The sequence below is a fragment of the Curtobacterium sp. MCLR17_042 genome (genome assembly GCF_003234695.1).
Classification (GTDB): domain Bacteria; phylum Actinomycetota; class Actinomycetes; order Actinomycetales; family Microbacteriaceae; genus Curtobacterium; species Curtobacterium flaccumfaciens.
The window spans coordinates 1-23896 of the sequence record NZ_QKTD01000011.1 but is presented as its reverse complement, the minus strand read 5'-3'; the positions used below and the strand labels follow the sequence as shown (position 1 = coordinate 23896).

General features: G+C 71.9%; 20 protein-coding genes and 1 tRNA gene. 15 read left to right on the top strand and 6 right to left on the bottom strand.

What is annotated here, in order from left to right:
- The first annotated feature begins 91 nt into the window (after positions 1–91).
- From murI to rdgB, 3 genes are read left to right on the top strand one after another with little or no spacing between them, the layout of a single operon-like run.
- Positions 92–937: a glutamate racemase gene (murI, locus tag DEJ02_RS11830; RefSeq protein ID WP_111033300.1), complete on the top strand. Its 846-nt coding sequence runs from the start codon at positions 92–94 to the stop codon at positions 935–937.
- Positions 934–1671: a ribonuclease PH gene (gene rph / locus DEJ02_RS11825; RefSeq protein WP_111033215.1), complete on the top strand. Its 738-nt coding sequence runs from the start codon at positions 934–936 to the stop codon at positions 1669–1671. Before murI ends, rph begins: the two co-directional genes overlap by 4 nt.
- A complete protein-coding gene (gene rdgB / locus DEJ02_RS11820; RefSeq protein WP_027464602.1) occupies positions 1668–2261 on the top strand; it encodes an RdgB/HAM1 family non-canonical purine NTP pyrophosphatase in 594 nt (197 codons plus the stop codon). The genes rph and rdgB overlap by 4 nt, the downstream gene beginning before the upstream one ends.
- A gap of 88 nt (positions 2262–2349) precedes the next feature.
- Here rdgB and DEJ02_RS11815 read toward each other — a convergent pair whose 3' ends face one another.
- The 3 genes from DEJ02_RS11815 to DEJ02_RS11805 all read right to left on the bottom strand — a co-directional run bounded on the left by DEJ02_RS11815 (position 2350) and on the right by DEJ02_RS11805 (position 4756).
- Positions 2350–3057, bottom strand: a complete 708-nt coding sequence (locus tag DEJ02_RS11815) for a DedA family protein (protein ID WP_027464603.1) — start codon at positions 3055–3057, stop codon at positions 2350–2352.
- Positions 3058–3201: 144 nt separating this feature from the next.
- Positions 3202–3282, bottom strand: a tRNA-Leu gene (locus DEJ02_RS11810).
- A gap of 166 nt (positions 3283–3448) precedes the next feature.
- A complete protein-coding gene (locus tag DEJ02_RS11805; RefSeq protein ID WP_111033214.1) occupies positions 3449–4756 on the bottom strand; it encodes an MFS transporter in 1308 nt (435 codons plus the stop codon).
- Positions 4757–4812: 56 nt separating this feature from the next.
- On the opposite strand from DEJ02_RS11805, the gene mnmA reads away from it, so the two are divergent.
- The 9 genes from mnmA to DEJ02_RS11760 all read left to right on the top strand — a co-directional run bounded on the left by mnmA (position 4813) and on the right by DEJ02_RS11760 (position 18065).
- Positions 4813–5919 (top strand): tRNA 2-thiouridine(34) synthase MnmA, encoded by a 1107-nt coding sequence (gene mnmA / locus DEJ02_RS11800; protein ID WP_031259645.1) that lies wholly within the window; start codon positions 4813–4815, stop codon positions 5917–5919.
- A gap of 66 nt (positions 5920–5985) precedes the next feature.
- Positions 5986–8316, top strand: coding sequence for an NAD-dependent DNA ligase LigA (gene ligA, locus DEJ02_RS11795; protein WP_111033213.1), 2331 nt, complete (start codon positions 5986–5988; stop codon positions 8314–8316).
- A gap of 193 nt (positions 8317–8509) precedes the next feature.
- On the top strand, positions 8510–9934 hold the full coding sequence (locus DEJ02_RS11790) for an alpha/beta hydrolase (protein WP_111033212.1): 1425 nt from the start codon (positions 8510–8512) through the stop codon (positions 9932–9934).
- A gap of 260 nt (positions 9935–10194) precedes the next feature.
- The gene (locus tag DEJ02_RS11785) at positions 10195–12534 is read left to right on the top strand and encodes a transglycosylase domain-containing protein (RefSeq protein ID WP_111033211.1); all 2340 of its coding nucleotides are present in this window, start codon (positions 10195–10197) and stop codon (positions 12532–12534) included.
- A gap of 138 nt (positions 12535–12672) precedes the next feature.
- Positions 12673–12972, top strand: coding sequence for an Asp-tRNA(Asn)/Glu-tRNA(Gln) amidotransferase subunit GatC (gene gatC / locus DEJ02_RS11780; RefSeq protein WP_017887005.1), 300 nt, complete (start codon positions 12673–12675; stop codon positions 12970–12972).
- A gap of 11 nt (positions 12973–12983) precedes the next feature.
- Positions 12984–14531: an Asp-tRNA(Asn)/Glu-tRNA(Gln) amidotransferase subunit GatA gene (gene gatA, locus DEJ02_RS11775; RefSeq protein ID WP_027464607.1), complete on the top strand. Its 1548-nt coding sequence runs from the start codon at positions 12984–12986 to the stop codon at positions 14529–14531.
- Positions 14531–16036 (top strand): Asp-tRNA(Asn)/Glu-tRNA(Gln) amidotransferase subunit GatB, encoded by a 1506-nt coding sequence (gene gatB, locus DEJ02_RS11770; RefSeq protein WP_035807593.1) that lies wholly within the window; start codon positions 14531–14533, stop codon positions 16034–16036. The genes gatA and gatB overlap by 1 nt, the downstream gene beginning before the upstream one ends.
- A 122-nt stretch (positions 16037–16158) precedes the next feature.
- Positions 16159–17346: a type III polyketide synthase gene (locus tag DEJ02_RS11765; protein ID WP_111033210.1), complete on the top strand. Its 1188-nt coding sequence runs from the start codon at positions 16159–16161 to the stop codon at positions 17344–17346.
- Positions 17343–18065, top strand: a complete 723-nt coding sequence (locus DEJ02_RS11760; RefSeq protein WP_111033209.1) for a methyltransferase domain-containing protein — start codon at positions 17343–17345, stop codon at positions 18063–18065. Before DEJ02_RS11765 ends, DEJ02_RS11760 begins: the two co-directional genes overlap by 4 nt.
- 109 nt (positions 18066–18174) lie before the next feature.
- On the opposite strand, the gene DEJ02_RS11755 is transcribed toward DEJ02_RS11760, so the two are convergent.
- Complete coding sequence (locus DEJ02_RS11755; RefSeq protein ID WP_111029525.1) at positions 18175–19224, bottom strand: zinc-dependent alcohol dehydrogenase family protein; 1050 nt, start codon at positions 19222–19224, stop codon at positions 18175–18177.
- A gap of 80 nt (positions 19225–19304) precedes the next feature.
- On the opposite strand from DEJ02_RS11755, the gene DEJ02_RS11750 reads away from it, so the two are divergent.
- On the top strand, positions 19305–20273 hold the full coding sequence (locus DEJ02_RS11750) for a DUF3097 domain-containing protein (RefSeq protein ID WP_111033208.1): 969 nt from the start codon (positions 19305–19307) through the stop codon (positions 20271–20273).
- Between the two features lie 70 nt (positions 20274–20343).
- A complete protein-coding gene (locus DEJ02_RS11745) occupies positions 20344–20997 on the top strand; it encodes a hypothetical protein (RefSeq protein ID WP_017886998.1) in 654 nt (217 codons plus the stop codon).
- Positions 20998–21145: 148 nt separating this feature from the next.
- Here the strand turns inward: DEJ02_RS11745 and DEJ02_RS11740 are convergent, their stop codons facing one another.
- The gene (locus tag DEJ02_RS11740; protein WP_111033207.1) at positions 21146–22159 is read right to left on the bottom strand and encodes a LacI family DNA-binding transcriptional regulator; all 1014 of its coding nucleotides are present in this window, start codon (positions 22157–22159) and stop codon (positions 21146–21148) included.
- The gene (locus DEJ02_RS11735) at positions 22156–22578 is read right to left on the bottom strand and encodes a DUF3054 domain-containing protein (protein ID WP_258378724.1); all 423 of its coding nucleotides are present in this window, start codon (positions 22576–22578) and stop codon (positions 22156–22158) included. Before DEJ02_RS11735 ends, DEJ02_RS11740 begins: the two co-directional genes overlap by 4 nt.
- Positions 22579–22693: 115 nt before the next feature.
- Between DEJ02_RS11735 and DEJ02_RS11730 the strand changes: the two genes are divergently transcribed.
- Positions 22694–23644: a hypothetical protein gene (locus DEJ02_RS11730; RefSeq protein WP_111033205.1), complete on the top strand. Its 951-nt coding sequence runs from the start codon at positions 22694–22696 to the stop codon at positions 23642–23644.
- The last annotated feature ends 252 nt before the right edge of the window (positions 23645–23896 follow it).

Sequence of the window (23896 nt, the reverse complement as noted above, 5' to 3'; positions counted from 1 at the left end):
GTGGGGAGGCCCGGATCACCCCGTGCGCCCGGCCTGCGTGGCGCGCGTGGTCGCGTCGGTGCTGGTCGGCGGGCGTCGGTACGCTGGTGCCGTGACGGATGCACCGATCGGAGTCTTCGACAGCGGGGTCGGCGGCCTCACCGTGGCCCGCGCCATCATCGACCAGCTCCCGCGCGAGAGCATCCGGTACGTCGGCGACACCGTGCACTCGCCCTACGGCCCGAAGCCCATCGCCGACGTCCGCCGCTACGCGCTCGAGGTCATGGACGACCTGGTCGAGCAGGGCGTCAAGGCGCTGGTGATCGCGTGCAACACCGCGTCCTCCGCCGTGCTCCGCGACGCCCGCGAACGGTACGAGCAGGCGTACGGCATCCCCGTCGTCGAGGTCATCCAGCCCGCGGCCCGCGCCGCCGTCAAGCAGACCCGCACCGGTCGCGTCGGGGTGATCGGCACCGTCGGCACCATCGCGTCGCGCGCCTACGAGGACGCCTTCGCGGTCGCCGCCGACGTCACGCTGACCACCGCCGCGTGCCCCCGGTTCGTCGAGTTCGTCGAGGCCGGGGACACCTCGTCGCCGTCCCTGCGCGAGATCGCGGCCGGCTACCTCGACCCGATCCGTGCCGCCGACGTCGACACCCTCGTGCTCGGCTGCACCCACTACCCGCTCATGTCCGCCGCGATCCAGTTCGTCATGGGTCCGGAGGTCACGCTCGTCTCCAGCGCCGAGGAGACCGCGAACGACGTCTACCGCCGGCTCGTGGAGCACGGGCTCGAGCGCGCCGCGACCACCGCCCCGACCTACTCGTTCGAGGCGACGGGCGACGACAAGAACGGCTTCATCCGGCTCGCCCGGCGCTTCCTCGGTCCCGAGGTCTCGAGCGTCGGCCACCTCCAGACGGGGGCCATCACGCTGCCCCGCACCGAAAGGACCCCATGACCGACAACCTCCGCGTCGACGGCCGCACCGCCTCCGACCACCGTCCCGTCACCATCGAGCGGGGGTGGAGCACGCAGGCCGAGGGCAGCGCGCTCATCTCCTTCGGCAACACCAAGGTGCTCTGCACCGCGTCGTTCACGAACGGCGTGCCCCGCTGGCTCGCCGGCAAGGGCACCGGGTGGGTCACCGCCGAGTACTCGATGCTGCCGCGGTCGACCAACGAGCGCATGCAGCGCGAGTCCATCAAGGGCAAGGTCGGCGGCCGCACCCACGAGATCTCCCGCCTCATCGGTCGTTCGCTCCGCGCCGTCGTCGACACGAAGGCCCTGGGCGAGAACACCCTGGTCATCGACTGCGACGTGCTGCAGGCCGACGGCGGCACCCGCACGGCGTCGATCACGGGCGCGTACGTGGCGATGGCCGACGCGATCGAGTGGGGCCGCGCCAAGGGCTTCATCGCGAAGAAGGCCACCCCGCTCACCGACAGCGTGCAGGCGATCTCGGTCGGCATCGTCAAGGGGGAGCCGATGCTCGACCTGGCCTACACCGAGGACTCCGCCGCGGACACCGACATGAACATCGTCACGACGGGGTCGGGCAAGTTCATCGAGGTGCAGGGCACCGCCGAACACGCGCCGTTCGACCGTGACGAGCTGAACGTCCTGCTCGACCTCGGCCTGGCCGGCAACCAGTCGCTCGCGGCGATCCAGCGTTCGGTCCTGGGTCTGGCGTGACGTCCCGCGAGGTGGTGCTGGCCACCCACAACCAGGGCAAGGTCGTCGAGCTGCGCGAGATCCTCGGGTCGGCGCTGGGCGAGGGCGTCGAACTCGTCGGGTACGACGGCCCCGAGCCGGTCGAGGACGGCGACAGCTACGCCGCGAACGCCCTGATCAAGGCGCGTGCCGCCGTCGCGCACACCGGGCTGCCGGCGCTCGCCGACGACTCCGGGATCGCGGTCGACGCCCTCGGCGGGGCACCGGGCATCCACTCGGCCCGCTACGCCGGTACCCGCTCGGACGCGGACAACATCGCGCTGCTGCTCACGAACCTGCAGGGTGTCGTCGAGCGGACCGCCGCGTTCGTGTGCGCTGCCGCCTTCGTGACGCCCGACGGTCAGGAGCACGTCGTCGAGGCCGTCTGGAACGGCGAGGTGCTGACCGAGCCCGTCGGTGACGGCGGCCACGGCTACGACCCGGTGTTCCGGCCGGACGACGCCGACCGCTCGTCGGCGGAGCTCACCCGCGACGAGAAGAACGCCCTGTCGCACCGCAGCAAGGCGTTCCGGGGCATCGCGCCGATCGTGCGGGAGCACTTCGGCGTCTGAGCGCCGGCGCTCTCTTCGTTCCGCACAACCGAAGTCGCCCCGAACCACGTGATCACGTGGTCCGGGGCGACTTCGGTTGTGCAGGGCGCTAGAGCGTCGGGTCGACGGTCGGGGCCGTGGTGGCCTCGGCCTCGTTCGTGTGCTTCGCCTTGCGGGCGTTGCGCAGGTACGTCAGCGCCATCGGCACGACGGTCACGACGACCGCGGCGAGCAGGATGATGTCGATGTACTCGCGGACGATGTGCGCCACGAACGGGATGTGCCCGATGAAGTACCCGAGGAACGTCACGCCGACGCCCCAGACCACGGCGCCGATCGCGTTGTAGAGCGAGTACTTCTTGTAGTCCATCCGGCCGACGCCCGCCGCGATCGGGGCGAAGGTGCGGACGACCGGCACGAAGCGCGCCAGGATCACGGCCAGGGGGCCGAAGCGGTGGAAGAACGCGTTGGTGCGCTCGACGTTCGCCTTCGAGAAGAGCCCGCTGTCCTTCCGCTCGAAGATCGGTGGCCCGGCCTTCTTGCCGATGTAGTACCCGAGCTCACCGCCGAGGAACGCGGCCGCGCCGATCATCAGCGCCGCGACCCAGATCGGGATGCCGCCGATCTCGCCACCGCGGTCGAAGGCGAACAGGCCGGTGATGACCAGCAGGCTGTCGCCCGGGAAGATGAAGCCGATGAGCAGACCGGTCTCGGCGAACACGATCGCGCAGACCACGAGCACGGCGATGGCCCCGAAGTGGTCGAGGATGTACTGCGGATCGAGCCACGGGATCAGGGCGAGTGCGACGGAGTGCATGGTTCTTCCGGTCGTGGAGCGGGAGTCACGGGGAGGACTCCCGCGGGATGAGGGTACCGCCCGGAAGTGACCGGGCCATCCCTCGCAGGGTTGACCTGCACGAGGCGTGCGGATGACCGCAACGGTGCGCCAGGAGGGACTCGGTGCGGAAGGAGGGACTCGAACCCTCACGCCTGGGGCACAGGAACCTAAATCCTGCGTGTCTACCGATTCCACCACTCCCGCGAGCAGCGGCAGTCTACCGAGCGCGGGGTGCGGGGCGGACGTGCGCCGGGCCTCCAGGCCGTGGGACGCACCGTGCGCACTCCGTGACCCGGTGCGAGGAACCGGACGTGGTGCGGGGTGGGCCGAGTGCCACCGAGTACGGAACCTCGCACGGGACGGCAGCGCGTCAGCGCAGCGGACGCGGCAGGTACCGGGGCACGTACCGGAGCAGGATGCCCGCGCCGACCAGGCCGAGCACGCCCATCACCCCGCTCGCGACGGCGATGGACGCGACGGCGGTCACGCCGGAGATGAGGAGCGGTGCGGCCGCCGACCCGAAGTCGCCGGTGAACCGCCAGGCCCCCAGGAACGGTGCCGGGGCGTCGCGCGGCGCGAGGTCCGCGCCGAGCGTCATGAGGATGCCGGAGCCGACCCCGTTGGCCAGGGACATGCCCATCGCGATCGCGACGAACCAGCCGACCCTGGCGTCCAGGTGGCCGCTCCAGGCGAGCAGGAAGTAGCTGATGCTCAGGCCGAGCATGCAGGGCAGCGCGCTCGCGAGCCGTCCCCACCGGTCCATGATCTGCCCGCTCGTGTAGAACAGCGCGAAGTCGACTGCTCCGGCGATGCCGATCACGAGGGCCGCGGTCGAGTCGTCGAGACCGACGCTCACCGCCCAGAGCGGCAGGATCACCTGCCGCCCGGCGCGCATCGCACCGATCAGGCCGGCGCCGCTGCCGAGCCGCAGCAGGACCGCCCCGTTCGCGCGGATGGTGCGGAAGAGGCCCTGCGCCTCCTGCTGGACGAACTGCGCGCCGGTGTCGGCAGGCGGTTCGGTCGGTTGGTCGCTCGCGTCCGTCGCGTGGTCGGTCGACAGCCGGGAGGCCCGTGGCGGCAACCGCAGACCGCGTGTGCCCGTCGCGGGGTCGCGCAGCACCAGGAGCACGGTCGCCGCCGCCAGGCAGCAGACGACGTGGATCCAGAAGGCGCTGCTGGTGGTGCCGGTCAGGTGGATGACGCCGGCGGCGATGAACGGGCCGACGAAGTAGCCGAAGCGGAAGACGCCACCCAGGCTCGACAGCGCCCGGGCCCGGATCCGCAGGGGGATCGCGGTGGTCATGTAGGCGTGCCGGGCGAGGGCGAACACCGCGGTGGAGACACCGACCAGGAACACCCCGAGCGCCAGGACCCAGGCGTTCGCGGCCGTCGTGGCGACGACGAGCCCGACCACGGACACGAGCGCGGCGCCGATCATCGCGTTCCGCTCGCCGATGCGGGCGACGACGATGCCGGACGGCACATCGCCGATGAGCTCGCCGACCAGGATGAGCGAGGCGACGAAGCCCGCGAACGCCAGGCTGGCACCGAGCGAGTCGGCCGCGATCGGGATGATCGGGATGATCGCGCCCTCGCCGATCGCGAAGAGCGCAGCGGGCAGGAACCCGGACAGCAGGACGGACCGGAAGTCGAATGAGTCGTTCCCCGTCGTGGCCATCGCCCGACCAACGGTACGCCAGCGGTACCGCTTCGTCGGCGGGTTACCCTGGAGGCATGCGTGTTCTTGCGGCGATGAGCGGTGGTGTCGACTCGGCGGTGGCCGCGGCCCGGGCGGTCGACGCCGGCCACGACGTGGTGGGTGTGCACCTGGCCCTGAGCCGGATGCCCGGCACCCTGCGCACCGGCAGCCGCGGGTGCTGCACCATCGAGGACTCGATGGACGCCCAGCGCGCCGCGTCGGCCCTCGGGATCCCGTACTACGTGTGGGACTTCTCGGCCCGGTTCAAGGAGGACGTCGTCGACGACTTCGTGGCCGAGTACCAGGCCGGCCGCACCCCGAACCCCTGCATGCGCTGCAACGAGCGGATCAAGTTCGCGGCGCTGCTCGAGAAGGCACTGGCCCTGGGCTTCGACGCCGTCGCGACCGGGCACTACGCGTCGATCGTCACCGGTCCGGACGGCTCCCGCGAGCTGCACCGGTCGGCCGCGTGGGCGAAGGACCAGTCGTACGTGCTCGGCGTCCTGACCGCCGAGCAGCTGCAGCACGCGATGTTCCCGCTCGGCGCGACGCCGTCGAAGGACGAGGTCCGGGCCGAGGCCGCCGAGCGCGGGCTGACGGTCGCCCAGAAGCCGGACTCCTACGACATCTGCTTCATCCCGGACGGCGACACCCGCGGCTGGCTGGCGGACCGCGTCGGCACCGCGCCCGGCGAGGTCGTCGAGCGTGACGGCACGGTCGTCGGCTCGCACGAGGGCGCCACCGGCTACACCGTCGGACAGCGCCGCGGCCTGGCCCTCGGTCGCCCGGCACCGGACGGCAAGCCCCGGTTCGTGCTCGAGATCCGCCCGAAGGACAACACCGTCGTCGTCGGCCCGAAGGAGGCCCTCGCCGTCACCTCGATGTCCGGCTCACGGTTCACCTGGGCGGGCACGGCCCCGGCCGACCCCGCGACGCCGTTCGCCTGCGACGTGCAGATCCGCGCGCACGCCGACCCGGTGCCCGCGACGGCCCGAGTGCAGGACGACGTGCTCGTGATCGACGTCGACGAGCCGCTGCACGGGGTCGCTCCCGGCCAGACGGCCGTGGTCTACGTCGGCACGCGGGTGCTCGGCCAGTGCACGATCGACACCACGGTCAGCGCCGTCCCCGTCGACGCCTGACCCCGCCGCTCCCGGGGCACACGCTCGCTGCACGCCGCGTCGGTGGTGCACGGTAGAACTGATGCCATGAGCGAGACCGACGCGACGTTCGAGACCATCGACCCCGACGGGCTCGACGCCGCCCAGGCCGCGCGCGAGGTCGACCGGTTGCGCGCCCGCGTCACCGAGCTGCGCCACGACTACTACGAGGGCAACGCCTCGCCCCTGTCGGACGCCGACTACGACGCCCTGGTGCACCGCCTCGACGCGATCGAACGGCGGTTCCCGGAACTCCTGACGCCCGACAGCCCGACGCAGACGGTCGGCGGGCAGGCGCAGACGACGCAGTTCGCGCCGGTCGAGCACGCCGAGCGCATGCTCTCGCTCGACAACGTCTTCAGCCCCGACGAGCTCACCGAGTGGGCCCTCAAGGTGCAGCGGGACGCCGGTGCCGAGCGGGTGCGGTTCCTGACCGAGCTGAAGATCGACGGCCTGGCCATCAACCTGCGGTACGAGCACGGTCGGCTCGTCTCCGCCGCCACCCGGGGTGACGGCGTGGTCGGCGAGGACGTCACCGGCAACGTGCGCACCATGGGCACGATCCCGGACCGCCTGTCGGGCACCGGTCACCCGCCCCTGGTCGAGGTCCGGGGCGAGATCTTCTTCCCGGTCGCCGAGTTCGACGAGCTCAACGCCAACCAGCGCGAGGCGGGGGAGCGCGTGTTCGCCAACCCCCGCAACGCCGCCGCCGGGTCCCTCCGCCAGAAGGAAGAGGGCAAGTCCGAGGCGAAGCGGGCACTGATGGTCGACCGGCTGCGGCGTCTGCGGATGCTCGTGCACGGCATCGGTGCGTGGCCCGTCCGCGAACTCGAGCAGGGCACCGACGTCCGCAGCCAGTCCGAGGTGTACGAGCTGCTGCAGACCTGGGGACTCCCGACGAGCAGCCACTACCGGGTGTTCGACACCATCGACGAGGTCAACGGCTTCGTCCGGACCACGGGGGAGCGCCGTTCGTCGGTCGAGCACCAGATCGACGGCGTCGTCGTGAAGGTCGACGACCTCGCCCTGCACGAGGAACTCGGGTCGACGTCGCGGGCGCCGCGGTGGGCGATCGCCTACAAGTACCCGCCGGAAGAAGTGCACACGACGCTCACCGACATCGTGGTCAGCGTCGGCCGCACCGGCCGTGCCACCCCGTTCGCGGTGATGGCCCCGGCCGAGGTCGCCGGGTCCGTCGTCCGCCAGGCCACATTGCACAACCAGCAGGTCGTCAAGGCGAAGGGCGTGCTGATCGGCGACACCGTCGTGCTGCGGAAGGCCGGCGACGTCATCCCCGAGGTGCTCGGCCCGGTGGTCGAGCTCCGTGACGGCTCCGAGCGCGAGTTCGTGATGCCGACGAACTGCCCCGAGTGCGGCACCGAGCTCGCCCCCGCGAAGGAAGGCGACATCGACCTGCGCTGCCCGAACGCGAAGAGCTGCCCGGCGCAGGTGCGCGGTCGGGTCGAGCACATCGCCTCGCGCGGGTCGCTCGACATCGAGGGGCTCGGCGAGGTCGCGGCCGCGGCGCTCACGCAGCCGCTTCGCCCGGAGACCCCGCCGCTCGTCACCGAGGCCGGACTGTTCGACCTGACGATGCAGGACATCGTCCCGATCGAGGTCATCGTCCGCGACGCCGAGACCGGCATGGAGAAGGTGGACGACGACGGCACCCCGAAGCGCGTCACGCCGTTCAGCCGGGCGCGCAAGAAGACCGACCCGCCGTTCGACCCCGAGGCACGCGGCGCCGACTACACCGGTGAGCCGAGCCGCTACCCGTCGAAGAACGCGTTCGAGATGCTCGCGAACATCGACGCCGCGAAGACGAAGCCCCTGTGGCGGATCCTGGTCGGCCTGAGCATCCGCCACGTCGGACCCGTCGCCGCCCGAGCCCTGGCGAACCACTTCGGGTCCCTCGACGCGATCCGGTCGGCATCGCGCGAGGAACTCGCCGCCGTAGACGGGGTCGGCGGGATCATCGCCGACGCGCTGCTCGCCTGGTTCGACGTCGACTGGCACCGCGAGATCATCGACCGCTGGACCGCGGCCGGCGTGCAGTTCACCACCCCGGGCCACCCCGGCCCGGGCAGCGCCGACGTCGAGGGCGGCGTGCTGACCGGCGTCACCGTCGTCGCGACCGGGTCACTCGAGGGCTACACGCGCGAAGGTGCACAGGAGGCGATCATCACCGCCGGTGGCAAGGCGGCCTCGAGCGTGAGCAAGAAGACCGACTTCGTGGCCGCCGGTCCGGGCGCCGGTTCGAAGCTCACGAAGGCCGAGCAGCTGGGCGTCCGGATCATCGACGCCGAGCAGTTCCACCTGCTCGTGACCGAGGGTCCCGCGGCGCTCGCCGAACCGGAAGCGCCGACGACCGAGGACTGAGGACCGAGGACCGACCGGGGCGCGCAGCACGCCCGGTCGCATCCGCTGAGCGCGGCGCGCCGCCGAACGCGCCCAGTTCGGGGGACAAGTTGCATCGCGCATGGATGATCCGCGGACATCTCCATAGACTCGACCGAGCATCACCCGTCGTCTGCAGGGGGACGTCGGGACGGCCTTCCCGGGGGAGACCCGAATGCTGCTCATCGCTGCGGCTCTGCTCACCGCCTCGGTGCACTCGCTCGGAGTGATCGAGGCCCCAGGCATGCCCCCGGCGCACCAGGTCACGGTCGCCAGCACCGCCACGACCCGCATCGTCCCGGTCGACGACGTGCTCTCGTCGGCGTCCGTGTCGGCGTCGGCATCCGTGTCGGCTCCCGTGGCGACGCCGGTGGCGGCAGCGGCGTCGTCGACGACCGCGGTGCGGGTCGACGACCTCGCCGCCGCACACGGACGAGCCTTCGTCGAGGACCTCGGTGCGCTCGGTGCCGCCGACCTGCGGAGCGCGGCCACCGACCGCGGCGTCGTGGCGACGGTGCAGGACGACCCGCCGCCCGCGCAGACCGTCGCGCAGTGGTGGTCGCACCTGCCCGCCGACGAGCAGGACAGCCTCCTCGCGCACGCGCCCGCCCTGGTCGGGAACCTCGAGGGCGTGCCGTACGCGGTCCGTGACCAGGCCAACCGTGCGACGCTGACGTCCGGCCTCGCCGACGCCGACCTCGGTGCAGCCCGGGCCGCGATGCTCGGGCAGGTCCGGGACTCCCTGCTGCAGCAAGCCGGCGACCCGCGGCGCTTCCTGGTGGCGCTCGACACCCGGGGTTCCGGGCGTGCGGCGATCAGCATCGGCAACCTCGACACCGCGGCCGACGTCACCGTCGTGGTGCCGGGCATGTTCTTCACGGTCACCGGGCAGATGACCGACTTCACGAACACCGCCAACGACCTGTCCCGTGAGCAGGCCACCCTGGCGCCGCTCGCCGCCACGGGCAACGGGTCGGGAGCCGCCGTCGTCGCGTGGATGGGGTACCGGACGCCGGACCTGTCCAACATCCTGTCGCTCGGGCTCGCACGGACCGGGGCGGAGCGGCTCGAACGGACCGTCGCAGGGCTGCGCGTGATCCGCGCGGGCGACCAACCGCGGGTGAACATCGTCGCGCACTCGTACGGGTCGACCACGGCGATGACGGCCCTGGCGTCCGGTCGGATGACCGCCGACACCCTGACCGTGCTCGGATCGCCGGGCAGCGACGTCCGGACGGCGGCCGACCTCGCCGTCGCCACCGGGCAGGTGTTCGTCGGCGGCGCGCACAGCGACCCCATCGCGGGCTCCGGGTACTTCGGCACCGATCCGGGCGGGGCGTCGTTCGGGTCGACCGTGCTCGACCTGGCCGGGGGTGCCGATGCGCTGTCGGCCGGTGACGTGTTCCGCCGCCCCGTGGGCCACAACGACTACCTCAAGCCGGGCACGGCATCGCTGCACGACGTCGCCCTGATCGGCATCGGCCGCGGCGACCTGGTGCGCGAGCAGGTCCGACGCGGCAAGTCGGGTGGTGACGGCATCGTCGGCGCCACGCCGGACATGTACCTCGTGCGCCCGCAGGACCTGCAGCCCCGTGACTGACCGGCCGTGACCGGCGGGCGGTGGTCGGCCGGCCCTGACCGACCGGGCGGACCCGCCGGTCGTGGCGACGCGGTGGACGTGACCCGATCGTGACCGGCGGCCGACGTGGCGGAGCCGTTGCGGGCCTCCCGGCCGGATCGGTGCGCCCGCGCGGATCGCGACCCGTCCTCGGAACGGGCTGGGTGGCAACCTGAACGCGACCGCAGCCTGCACTCGTTCCAGGGCAGAACCAGTACAGCCCTGCTGCCTACGGTGCCGTCATGCGTGTGGTGCGATGGCCTGGTGCTCTCCTGATGTTCGTGGTGATGTCCGTGCTCGCCGGCATGCTCGTCGCCGTCGCGGTGACCCCGGCGGTCGCCGTCGCGGGTGAGGGGACGTCCGGGGCGGTCTCGTTCTTCGAGGACCTGCCGACCTACCTCGACGTGCAGACCCCGCAGCAGGTGTCGTCCGTGTACGCGGAGCAGGGCGGGAAGCAGGTCAAGATCGCCTCGTTCTACGCCGAGAACCGCACGAACGTGACGGCCGACCAGATGGCCGACTCGCTCAAGCAGGCGGCGATCGACACCGAGGACCCGCGCTACTACGACGAGGGCGGCATCGACGTGCTCGGGACGCTCCGCGGGGTCGCCGCGACCGTCGTCGGCGGGGACGTGCAGGGCGGCTCGAGCATCACGCAGCAGTACGTGAAGAACGTCCTGGTGCAGCAGTGCGAGGAGCTCACGGGCAAGGACCAGGCCGCCACCGAGAAGAAGGTCGAAACCTGCTACGAGGACGCGGCCGGCGTCACGCCGCAGCGCAAGCTGCAGGAGATGCGGTACGCGATCGCGGTGAACAAGAAGTACTCGAAGGACGAGATCCTGACCGGGTACCTCAACATCGTCGGGCTCGGCGGGCGGGTCTACGGGGCCGAGGCCGGGGCCGAGCACTACTTCGGCGTGCACGCGAAGGACCTGTCGCTCGTGCAGTCGGCCACGCTCGTCGCGATCCTCAACAACCCGTCGAACCTGCGCATCGACGTGCCGAGCGACAAGGACAACGGCAAGGCCAACGGGTACGAGCTGACGAAGGAGCGCCGCGACTACGTGCTCCGCCGGATGCAGGCGCACGGGTCGATCACGAAGGCACAGATGACGAAGGCGATCGCGACGCCGGTCACTCCGAAGATCACCGAGACGGCCAACGGGTGCTCGACCGCCGCGACGAACCACGACGCCGGCTACTTCTGCGACTACGTCCGCGACCAGGTGCTGCAGGACCCCGCGTTCGGCAAGACCGCGGCAGCACGCATCGCCACGCTCGACACCAAGGGCCTGCAGATCCACACCTCGCTCGACCTCGACCTGCAGGACCAGGCACAGTCCGCCCTGTCCACCTACGTGCCGGCCACGATGGCCGGCGTCGACGTCGGTGGCTCGAACGTCACCGTGGAGCCCGGCACCGGCCGGATCATGTCGATGGTCCAGAACACCACGTACACGCAGGGGGACAACGCGGCGGCCGGAGCCACGGCGGTGAACTACAGCGCCGACTCCGCGTACGGCAACTCGGGCGGGTTCCAGACCGGCTCGACCTACAAGGTGTTCACCCTGGCCGAGTGGCTCGCCAGCGGGCACACCCTGTCCGACTCGGTCACCACCTCGGAGCACCAGTTCGAGAACGCCGAGTTCACCAACAGCTGCCAGAACGTCGCGGGTGGCACCTGGAACGTCGCCAACGCCGAGAGCGTGCCGTCGTCGATGTCGGTCGAGGCGGCGACGGTCGAGTCGATCAACACCGCGTACGCCCAGATGGGGAAGCAGCTCGACCTGTGCAAGATCGCCCAGCTCGCGCAGTCGATGGGCATCCACCGCGCCGACGGCGGTGACCTGACGCAGACGCCGTCCTCGATCCTCGGCGTGAACGAGCTGTCACCGATCGACCTGGCCGAGGCCTACGCGGGCTTCGCCAACGGCGGCATCGTGTGCACGCCCACCGCGATCGACTCGGTGACCGAGGCGGACGGCACGAAGATCACCCCGACGCCGTCGTCCTGCACGCAGGGCGTCTCGGCGGACGTCGCGGGCACGGTCGACTACGCGCTGCAGGGCGTCCTGTCCGGTTCGGGCACCGCGGCGAGTGCGAACCCCGGGGACAGCGTGGCGAAGTTCGCGAAGACCGGCACCACCGACGGCGACGTGCAGAACTGGCTGGTCGCGTCGTCGACGAAGTACACGAACGCCACCTGGGTCGGCAACGTGCAGGGGAGCGTGAGCCTGGCGAACTGGCCGTTCCTGCAGGGCACCACCGGGTACAGCGCGAAGTTCGGGGTCGGGAAGTCGATGATGGCGTACCTGGACCAGACCGTCGGCGGGGGAGCGCTGCCGGCGCCGAGCCAGGCGATGATCGGGCAGGCGAGCAAGTCGTCGTCTTCTTCTTCTTCTTCGTCGTCGTCGTCGGGGTCCTCGCCGGGGCAGGGGACGGCGCAGGACGACCAGACGACGCCGACGGCTGCTCCGGCAGCGCCTGCCGCTCCGGCTGCACCCGCTGCCCCGGCTGCACCGGCGCCCGCCGCGACGGTGGCCCCGGCCGCACCGGCTGCGAGGGGCCAGAACGGGAAGTGACCCGCTGACCCCCTGGAGGCCCGGTGCCGGTCCGGCGGACCGGCACCGGGCCTCCAGGGGGTTGTCCACAGCCGCGCCTGCGCGCCCGACGCAGCCAATAGACTGTGGGGCATTCCACGAACCGATCGACGGAGCACCATGCCTGACATCACGAGCGAGCAGGTCGCACACCTGGCGAACCTCGCACGTATCGCACTCACGCCCGACGAGATCGAGAAGCTGACCGGGGAGCTGTCGCACATCGTCGAGAGCGTCGCCAAGGTCGCCGAGGTCGCGACCGACGACGTCCCGGCGACGAGCCACCCCGTGCCGCTCGGCAACGTCACCCGACCCGACGTGGTCGGCACGACGCTGACGCAGGAGCAGGCGCTCTCCGGGGCGCCCGACTCCGACGGCGAACGGTTCCGCGTGACCGCCATCCTCGGCGAAGAACAGTAGGGCGAAGAACAGTGACTGACGACATCACGAAGCTGAGCGCCGCGGCGCTCGCCGACGCCCTCGTGGCGCGCGACGTCTCGAGCGTCGAGGCCACCCAGGCCCACCTCGACCGGATCGCCGCCGTCGACGGCGACGTGCACGCGTTCCTGCACGTCAACCAGAACGCCCTGGCGGTGGCGAAGTCGATCGACTCCCGCCGTGCCGCGGGCGACGACCTCGGGCCGCTCGCCGGTGTGCCGATCGCCGTCAAGGACGTCCTGTGCACGCAGGACATGCCCACGACCGCCGGGTCCAGGATCCTCGAGGGCTGGGTGCCGCCGTACGACGCCACCCCCGTCGCGAAACTCCGCGCCGCCGGCCTCGTGCCGCTCGGCAAGACCAACATGGACGAGTTCGCGATGGGCTCGACCACCGAGTTCTCGGCCTACGGTCCGACCCGCAACCCGTGGGACCTCGACCGGATCCCCGGCGGGTCCGGCGGTGGTTCGGCCGCTGCGGTCGCCGCGCACGAAGCACCCTTCGCCCTCGGTTCGGACACGGGTGGCTCCATCCGCCAGCCGGGTGCCGTGACGGGCACGGTCGGTGTGAAGCCGACCTACGGCGGGGTGAGCCGCTACGGCGCCATCGCCCTGGCGTCCAGCCTCGACCAGATCGGCCCGGTGTCCCGCACCGTCCTCGACGCCGCGCTCCTGCACGACGTCATCGGCGGGCACGACCCGAAGGACTCCACGTCCATCCCGGACGCCTGGCCCTCGATGGCCGCCGCCGCACGTGAAGGGCTGCAGGCGGACACGCTCCGCGGCCTGCGCGTCGGCGTGGTGAAGGAACTCGCCGGGGGCGACGGGTTCCAGGCCGGGGTCACCCAGCGCTTCCAGGAGACGGTCGCGCTGCTCGAGTCGGCCGGTGCGGTCGTCGTCGAGATCGACGCCCCGTCGTTCGCGTACGCGATCAGCGCGTACTACCTGATCCTCCCGGCCGAGGCGTCGTCGAACCTCGCCAAGTTCGACTCGGTGCGCTTCGGCCTCCGGGTCACGCCCGAGAACGGTGCCACCGTCGAGGACGTCATGGCCGCCACGCGTGAAGCCGGCTTCGGCCCCGAGGTCAAGCGGCGCATCATCCTCGGCACCTACGCCCTGAGCGCCGGCTACTACGACGCCTACTACGGCTCGGCGCAGAAGGTCCGCACGCTCGTGCAGCGGGACTTCCAGGCCGCCTTCGAGCAGGTCGACCTGCTCGTCAGCCCGTCGGCGCCGACGACCGCGTTCCCGATCGGTGAGCGCATCGACGACCCGCTGGCGATGTACCTCAACGACCTCACGACGATCCCGGCGAACCTCGCCGGCGTCCCCGGCATGAGCATCCCGAACGGCCTCGCGCCCGAGGACGGCCTGCCCGTCGGCGTGCAGCTGATGGCGCCCCAGCGTGAGGACGCCCGGCTGTACCGCTACGGTGCCGCCCTCGAGCGTCTGCTCGAACAGCAGTGGGGCGCGCCGCTCATCGCGTCGGTCCCGGACCTCGACCAGAGTCAGCAGTCCGCTGCGCAGGAAGGTGTGATCTGATGGCGCAGAAGGACGCGCTGATGGACTTCGACGAGGCGCTCGAGCGCTACGAGCCGGTGCTCGGCTTCGAGGTCCACGTCGAACTCGCGACGAAGACCAAGATGTTCTCGGACGCCCCGAACTTCTTCGGCGGCGAGCCCAACACGAACGTCACCCCGGTCGACCTCGGGCTGCCCGGGTCGCTGCCGGTCGTGAACGCACAGGCCGTGCGGTACTCGATCCAGCTCGGGCTCGCGCTCGGCTGCTCGATCGCCGAGTCCTCGCGGTTCGCCCGGAAGAACTACTTCTACCCGGACAACCCGAAGAACTACCAGGTCTCGCAGTACGACGAGCCCATCGCCTACGAGGGCGAGGTCGAGGTCGAGCTCGCCGACGGGACGATCTACAACATCCCGATCGAGCGCGCCCACATGGAAGAGGACGCCGGCAAGCTGACGCACGTCGGTGGTGCCACCGGCCGCATCCAGGGTGCCGAGTACTCGCTCGTCGACTACAACCGTGCCGGTGTGCCCCTGGTCGAGATCGTCACGAAGCCGATCTTCGGCGCCGAGCACCGTGCCCCCGAGCTCGGTGCCGCCTACGTGCAGGTCATCCGCGACCTCGTTCGGGCGCTCGGTGTCTCCGAAGCCCGCATGGAGCGCGGCAACCTGCGGTGCGACGCGAACATCTCGCTGCGCCCCCGCGGGCAGGAGAAGCTCGGCACCCGAACCGAGACCAAGAACGTCAACTCGTTCCGCGCCGTCGAGCGTGCGATCCGCTACGAGATCCAGCGTCAGGCCGCGATCCTCGCCGCCGGTGGCACGATCACGCAGGAGACCCGCCACTGGCACGAGGACACCGGCCGCACCTCGGCCGGTCGTCCGAAGTCGGACGCCGACGACTACCGGTACTTCCCGGAGCCCGACCTGCTGCCCGTCGTGCCGGACCCGGCCGTCATCGCGGAGCTCCGTGCCTCGCTGCCCGAGGCTCCGGTCGCACGTCGCCGTCGCCTGAAGGGTGACTGGGGCTTCGCCGACCTGGAGTTCCAGGACGTCGTGAACGGCGGGCTGCTCGACGAGGTCGAGGGCACCGTCGCCGCCGGCGCCGCACCACAGGCCGCCCGCAAGTGGTGGACCGGTGAGATCAGCCGCGTCGCCAACGCGCAGGACGCCGCCCCCGGTGACCTGGTGTCGCCGAAGCACGTCGCCGAGGTCATCGCGCTCGTCGAGTCCGGCGACCTGACCGACCGACTGGCACGCCAGGTGCTCGAGGGCGTCATCGCGGGCGAGGGCTCGCCGGCGCAGGTCGTCGAGGCCCGCGGGCTGAAGGTCGTCTCGGACGACTCCGCACTGACCGCCGCGGTCGACGAAGCACTCGCGGCGCAGCCCGACGTGCTGGCGAAGATCCAGGACGGCAAGGTCCAGGCGGCCGGCGCGATCATCGGCGCGGTCATGAAGGCCATGAAGGGCCAGGCCGACGCCGCACGCGTGCGGGAACTCGTGCTGGAGCGCGCGCAGCAGTCCTAGGCGGTCCCACCACGGAGGGCACGGCACCGGTCGTGCCGTGCCCTCCGTGCGTCCCGTCGCCGTGCGTCCCGTTGCCGTGTGCATCCTGGGGACGCGTCAGCGACCCGGTGACAGGATGAGTCGTGTCCGCAACGATCCGCGCCATCGGAACCGCCGTCCCCGAGACGACCCTCGACCAGCCCCGGGTGCGTGACCTGTTCTCCGCCCAACCCGACCTCGGGCGGCTCGGCAGACGGCTCGTCCCTGCCGCGTTCGACGGGTCGGCGGTCGACCAGCGGCACACCGTCCTCGAGGAACTCGACTCCGCGCGTGCCGGTGGGGCCTTCCGTGACGACGACGGCACCCTTCGCTCGCCGTCCACCGGTTCACGGAACGACCGGTACCGCGAACTCGCCCCGCCGCTGTTCGTCGCGGCCGCCCGTGACGCCGTCGAACGTGCCGGAATCGCGCCGGAGGCCGTCACGCACCTGGTGACCGTGTCGTGCACCGGGTTCACGCAGCCCGGTCCCGACATCGACGTCGTCGAGCAGCTCGGGCTCCCCGGGGGCGTCTTCCGGCACCACATCGGCTTCATGGGCTGCTGCGCCGCGTTCCCCGCGCTCCGGATCGCCGCGGCGTTCGTCGACCAGGACCCGGACGCCGTCGTGCTCGTGGTCTGCGGTGAACTCTGCACCCTGCACGTCCGCGCCTCGAACGACCCCGACCAGATCGTCGCGAACAGCGTCTTCGGCGACGGTGCGGCCGCCGCGGTCGTCGCCCGTGACGGAGCCGGTCTGCGCTTCGACGACTTCACGACGGCCGTGGTGCCCGAAGGGGCGCCCGAGATGGCGTGGAACATCGGGGACGAGGGCTTCGAGATGGTCCTGTCCACCGCCGTGCCGAAGCTCGTCGGCCTGCACGTCCCGAGCGCCGTGCAACCGCTGCTCGACGGCCGGCCCGCGTCGGACGTGCCGGTGTGGGCGGTGCACCCGGGCGGCCGGGCCATCCTCGACCGCACCCAGGAGTCGCTCGGCCTGCCCGACAGCGCCATGGAGTCGAGCCGGCGGGTGCTGCGCGAACACGGCAACATGTCGAGCGCCACCGTGCTCTTCGTGCTCCGGGACGCCGTCGACGCCGGCCTCGAGGACGGCAGCGCCGTCGTCGCGCTCGCCTTCGGCCCCGGCCTCACCGTCGAGAGCGCGCGGCTCACCGCTGTGCGGACCGAGGCGTCGCCCGCGGCAGAACCCGCGGCAGAGCCCGTGGCGGAACCCGCGGCGGAATCCGCTGTCGCGCCCGCCCGCGTGCCCGTCGCGACCACGGGCGCGGCGTGAGCCGTCAGGGCGGCGGCACCACGGGCCTCCCGGCCGTCGACCTGCGCACCCGCGCGCTCGACCTGACCGAACTGATGGACGACCCGGACTGCGACCCGCGCGCCCTCGCGCGCACCTTCCGACGATTCGCCGTCGTGAACGCGCTCGTGAGCGGCTGGCGCGCGGCCTGGCGGTCCCACGTCGTGCCCGCCCTGCCCGCCAGCGGGCGCGGCCGGGTGCTCGACCTGGGGTGCGGCGGCGGCGACCTGGCCCGCTCGCTGGTGCGGTGGGCGGCGAGCGACGGATTCGACCTCGAGGTCGTCGGGGTCGACCCGGACGAACGTGCCATCGCCGCGGCACGGCGGTCGTCCCCGACCGGTGTGACGTTCCGGCAGCAGTCGAGCGGTGACCTGGTCGCGGCGGGTGAGCGGTTCGACGTCGTCGTGTCGAACCACGTGCTGCACCACCTGGGCGACGAGGAGCGGCGCGGGTTCCTGACCGACTCCGAACTGCTCGCGAGCGGGCGCAGCCTGCACTCGGACATCCGTCGGTCGCCGGCGGCCTACCGTGCCTACGCGCTGGCGTCACCGCTCGTGGCGGCGGGGACGTTCATCCGCGTCGACGGCCTGCGGTCGATCCGCCGGAGCTTCACGGTGCCCGAACTCCGCGACGTGCTGCCCGGCGGATGGCGGGCCGAGGCGGCCGCGCCGCACCGGGTGCTGGCGATCCGCGACGCCTGAGCGGGCGGGCCGCCGCTTGTCCGACGCGACCAGACGACGGACGGGAGGCCCGTGGCGACGCCGCCACGGGCCTCCCGTCCGTCTGTCGGTGCGTCCACGACGCGCGCCGCTACGGGCGCAGCAGCACCTTGATGGCCCGGCGCTCGTCCATCGCGCGGTAGGCCTCGGCGGCCTCGTCGAGCGGCAGCTCCAGGTCGAAGACGCGACCGGGGTCGATCGCGCCGGACAGCACGTCGGGCAGCAGCTCGGGGATGTACTTCCGGGCCGGGGCCATGCCGCCCGCGATCGCGATGTTCGTGTCGAACAGGTAGCGCGTGCCGATGGTCGGCACCCCGTGCGGGACCCCGACGAAGCCGACGTTGCCGCCGGGCCGGACGGAGTGCAGCGCCTGGTCCATGCTCTCCTCGGTGCCGACGGCCTCGACGCCGCAGTCGGCCAGGTCGCCGCCGAGCAGCGCGCGGACCGCCGCGACGCCCTCGTCGCCGCGCTCCGCCACGATGTCGGTGGCACCGAACTCGCGGGCGAGCGCCTGACGGTCGGCGTGCCGGCTCATCGCGATGATGCGTTCCGCACCGAGCCGCTTCGAGGCGAGCACGGCGGACAGGCCGACCGCGCCGTCGCCGACCACGACGACGGTCTTGCCGGGTCCGACCGCTGCCGACACTGCGGCGTGGTGCCCCGTCGAGAAGACGTCGGACAGGGTGAGCAGCGACGGCACCAGGGCCGGGTCGACCGGACCGGGGACCGCGACGAGCGTGGCGTCGGCGTCCGGGATCCGCACGTACTCGGCCTGTGCGCCACCGACGGGGTCGCCGTACGCGTCCGTGCTGCCGAACCCGGACAGGTGGTCGCAGCCGGTGGTCATGCCGTTGCGGCAGGCCTGGCAGGTGCCGTCGTTCATGGTGAAGGGGGAGATGACGAAGTCGCCCTCGTGCAGGCCGGTGACGTCGTCACCGACGGCGACGACCTCGCCGACGAGCTCGTGGCCGATCGGCCGGGGCTGCTTCGTCTCGGTGACGCCGCGGTAGGGCCAGAGGTCCGATCCGCAGACACAGGCCGCGAGGACCTTGACGACGACGTCCTTGCCGGACAGGAGCCCGGGTCGGTCGCGCTCCTCGACGCGGATGTCGTTCGGGGCGTGGATGATCGCTGCGCGCACGGGCGGGCCTTCCGTCGAGATGATGGGGAACCGGCGCGGTCGACGTCGTCCGGGCCGTCGTCGACAGTACCCTCGTGCGGGTGGACGACGACCGGTACGGCGGCGATGTGCTCTCGGGGGACTGGCGCTCGCGCGGGGTGAAGAAGGTGCGGCAGGTGCCGCTCGAACGGGACATGGTGCTCGAGGACCCGGACTCCGGGTGGGCCGGTGCCGTGGTGGGGCTCGAGGCGGGCAACATCGCGCTCGAGGACTGGAAGGGCCGCACGCGCTCCTTCCCCTTCACCGGGCAGTTCCTGCTCGAGGGTGAGCTGGTGACGCTGGGGCGGCCGTCGGCGCCGGTCGGGCGGTCTGCCGGGGGTGCTGTCGGGGCTGGTGCCGCTGGCCGTGCGGGTACCGCTGGTTCCGTCGGTTCCGTCCATGCGGACTGGAGGCCCGGGGGTGCGCCCGCCGTGCGGCAGGCGTCCGACGGTGGTCGCCTCCGCACCGCGTCCGGATCGTTCGCCGTGGAGTCGCAGCGTGCTCGGGTGGCGCTCCCCAGCCGCATCATGGTCGAGGGCAAGCACGACGCGGAACTCGTCGAGAAGGTCTGGGGTGCCGACCTGCGCGTCGAGGGCGTCGTGGTCGAGGAACTCTCCGGCGTCGACAACCTGGCCGCGGTGCTCGACGAGTTCCAGCCGACGCGGGAGCGCCGGGTCGGGGTGCTCGTCGACCACCTGGTGCCCGGGTCGAAGGAGTCCCGTTTCGCCGACGCCGTGATGCGCGGCAAGTGGGGCGCGCACGTGCTCGTCGTCGGGCACCCGTTCGTCGACGTCTGGCAGTCGGTCAAGCCGGCGCGGGTCGGGCTGCGGGCGTGGCCGACGATCCCGCGCTCGATCGAGTGGAAGGCGGGCATCTGCCAGGCACTCGGCTGGCCGCACGCCGAGCAGGCCGACATCGCCCGGGCATGGCAGCGGATCCTCGGGCAGGTGCGCACCTTCGCCGACCTCGAGCCGGAGCTGCTCGGCCGTGTCGAGGAGCTGATCGACTTCGTGACGGAACCACAGGCCTGAGAACCGGCGGATTGCCCGACCGGCGCGGTGTGCCGGGGGTGATCCGCGCCTCCAGGCCTACTGTTGAGGGATGGACGGCATCGACGGTCGCGTGCGGGGCGCGGTCGACCTGTGGCTGCGCTGGCTGCCGCGCTGGCAGATCGGGACCGCCCGCCCGCGCACGCGCATCTGCCGGAAGTGCACCGGGTCCCCGATCGCCGCGGCCGCGGGGTTCGGACCCGACGTGCCGCACGCCGTCCAGCACGCGCTGATCGGCCGGATCTCGACGATCGTCGAGGACGCCGTCGACGACTACACGGCGAAGAACCTGCCGCTGCTGCAGCGCGAACTCGAGCGGGCGGCGGCGCGGAAGCGGCACGCGGGGTACCAGCCGGCCGAGGGGTTGTCGCCGGAGTTCCAGGGCCTCGACGTGGACCCCGAGCCGTCGCCGGGGTCGCCGTTCCTGTTCACGCTCGGCGAGCTGGCCGGCACCGGTGCGGGGGAGCAGACGCCGCGTGAGCCGCTGTCCGACGAGGCGAAGGCTGCGCTCCGGCACGAGATCGCGCTGTCCGACGAGTGCGCGCGGTCGACCGGCACCGCGGTGTGCCTGGCGCTCATAGACCACCGGCCGCGGATCGCCGAGGCGGTCGAACGTCTGGTGGAGCCGCAGATCGAGGCGCTGGTGTCGGACATGTTCCGCGGGTTCGACGGGCCGGAGGACGGGCCGCGCAGCGGGTTGTTCTAGGCGCGGGCTCGCGCAGCTGCGCGGGTGCGCGCGGGTGCGTTCGGTGCGAGGTTCCGTAATCGGTGCGAGGGTCGTCCGGCCGCACCGAGTACGGAACCTCGCACCGATCGCGTGGCGCCTCGCACGGTGCGAGGTCGCCGGGTCGGACTCAGCGGGGGAGCAGGGTGCGGCCGGGGATCACGGTGCCGCGCAGTGAGCGGTGCTCGACCGGGCGCGTGGGGTCGTCGATGCGGCCGATGACCAGGTCGATGGCCTCGCGGCCGATGCGTTCGATCGGTTGCTGGAGCGTTGTGAAGCCGATCCAGTCGCTCGCCAGCGGGTAGACGCCGTCGAACCCGGTGACGGAGAGGTCGCGCGGGACCTCGACACCGCGGCGGGCGAGCGCCTCGCACACGTCGAGCATCAGCCGGTCGGTCGGACACATCACCGCGGTCACGCCCGACTCCTGCACGGCGTCCACCAGGTCAGCGGCGAGGTCGTCGGGTGGCCGCACGAAGCTCGCGTCGATGTCGATCACCCGGATGCCACGTGCTCGGAGTCGCTCGAGCATCGCCGACGACCGCGCGTGCTGCGTGATCGCGTTGTCGAGCGGGACGGTGAACACCACGGCGGTGGTGTGGCCGGCATCGGCGACGGCGTCCGCGATGGAGGCCCCACCGTCGACCTCGTCGCAGTAGACGCTCGAGAGCGCCGGGTGCAGCTCGGGCCGACCCGCGACGACGGTGGCGATGCGGGGCGCGAACTCGGCGATGTCGGCGGACGGCATCAGGCCGCTGCACACGACGAGCCCGTCGACGCGCATGGACACGAGTGCGGCGAGGGCGGACTTCTCGTCCTCGACCCGACCGACGCCCGTCGTGGTGACGACGCGGTAGCCGAGCTCCGATGCGCGGCGCTCCATCACGGCGTGCAGTGCGGTGTAGACCATCGACGATGCATCCCGGACGAGCATCCCGATCGTGTTCGTGCGACCGCTGACCAGCCCGCGAGCCATCGCGTTCGCGACGTACCCGAGCTCGGCTGCCGCTCGTTCGACGCGCTCGCGGGTCTCGTCCGAGAACCGTCCGGTCCCGGAGAGCACGCGGCTCACCGCCGACTTCGAGACCCCCGCACGTGCGGCGACGTCGAGGATGGTCGGCTGGGAACCGCGGCTGCCGTTCACGCGTCGGACGCTGCGGCGTCCCGTCGCGACCGCGACGCGGTGAACCGGAGCACACCGCGGGCGATCGCGCGCCAGCCGAGCAGGAACACCCCGAGCACGATGGTCGCGACGATGACGAACGAGATCGGCAGGGGGTTGCCGTCGACGTCGCCCTGGCCGGTGGCGACGCGGATGGCCAGACCGACGAAGACCGTGAGGACCCAGACCACGACACCGGTCGGCCAGAAGCGCAGCGGTCGAGCCCAGGCACCGTTCGTCACGTACCCGATCGCCCAACCGGCCAGGAACGGGTAGGCGGTGGTCCAGAGCGCCAGCGCCGTGTTGGCCTCACCGTGCGACGAGCGCCCGATGAGCGCGAAGACGACGATGAGGACGACGTCGATGACGGCTGCGAGCCAACCCCAGGTGCGTGCGTTCACCCGCTCATTCTCGCAGCTGCTGATTCATCCGCTTGTGACTGTGGACGGATGCGGCTGTCCACAGTCTGATCCGGCTGCACTCGCACCGTGCGAGGTGTCCGCCAGCATCCGATGCATGGCTGCTCATCCCCGTTTCCCCGCCGTCCCCGACTGCACGGTCCTCGTCGCGCACGAGTCACGGCCGGACGAGGCCGCGGCGATCCGCGTCCGGGCCCGCGCCGGGGAACTGGTCCGCATCGCGCACGGTCGGTACGCCGACACCGAGCGGTGGAAGAGCCTCCGCCCCGAGCAGCGGCACCACGTGCTCGTGCGATCACTCCTCGACCGGATCAGACCCCGCTTCGTCGTGTCGCACCTGTCGGCGGCGGCGGTCATCGGTGTGCCGTACGTAGGCCGGTGGCCGGAACGAGTCCACCTGACCAGCCCCGGGCGCGATGCGCGGACGACCAACGCGACGTTCGTCGTGCACGCCGACTTCGACTCGTCGATGGCGGGCACGTGGCGATTCCGCGCGGACGACCTGACCCTGACGGGGTTCGACCGGACGGCCGTGGACCTCGCCATGACCTTGCCGACGACGGAAGCGGTGGTGGCCCTCGACCGGCTCCTCGCCCTCGGCGCGGACCGCGACGCCGTTCTGGACGGTGTCGCGCGGCGGGGACGGAAGGGCCGGCGCCGGGCTCTGCGGTCCGTCGGTTTCGCGGACCCAGCCGCTGACTCGGTCGGGGAGTCGCTGGTCCGGGTGCGCCTGGACGAGTACGGCGCTCCCACCCCGGTGCTGCAACGACGCTTCACCACCCCGGGCGATCCGGACATCGTCGTGGACTTCTGGCTCCCGGACCAGGGCGTGGTGATCGAGTTCGACGGCGAGGTGAAGTACCGCGATACAGGGCTCCGCGGAGGGCGGTCGGCGGAGGACGTCGTCATCGCGGAGAAGTACCGCGAGGACCGCTTGCGCTCCTTCCCGGAGGTACGCGGTGTGATCCGGTACGGCTGGAAGGACGTGTGGGACGAGTCCGCGTTCCGCGCCAAGCTCCGGAATGCCCGGGTACCGATGTCGCGGTGACCTCGCACGGTGCGAGGGGCGGCGCGAACGGTGCGAGGTTCCGTACTCGGTGCAGGGCTCAAGGGCGGGCACGGAGTACGGAACCTCGCACCAGAGCGAGCACCGCACCCGGAGTTCACCCGGCGGCGACGCCGGAGGCACCCGGAGTTCACCCGGCAGCGCCACACTCGACCCCGGCGCGGGAACGTTCCCACACGTCCCGCCCGCACGACCCCCGCACGACCCCCGCACCCCCCCGAGCCCCCCCCCCCC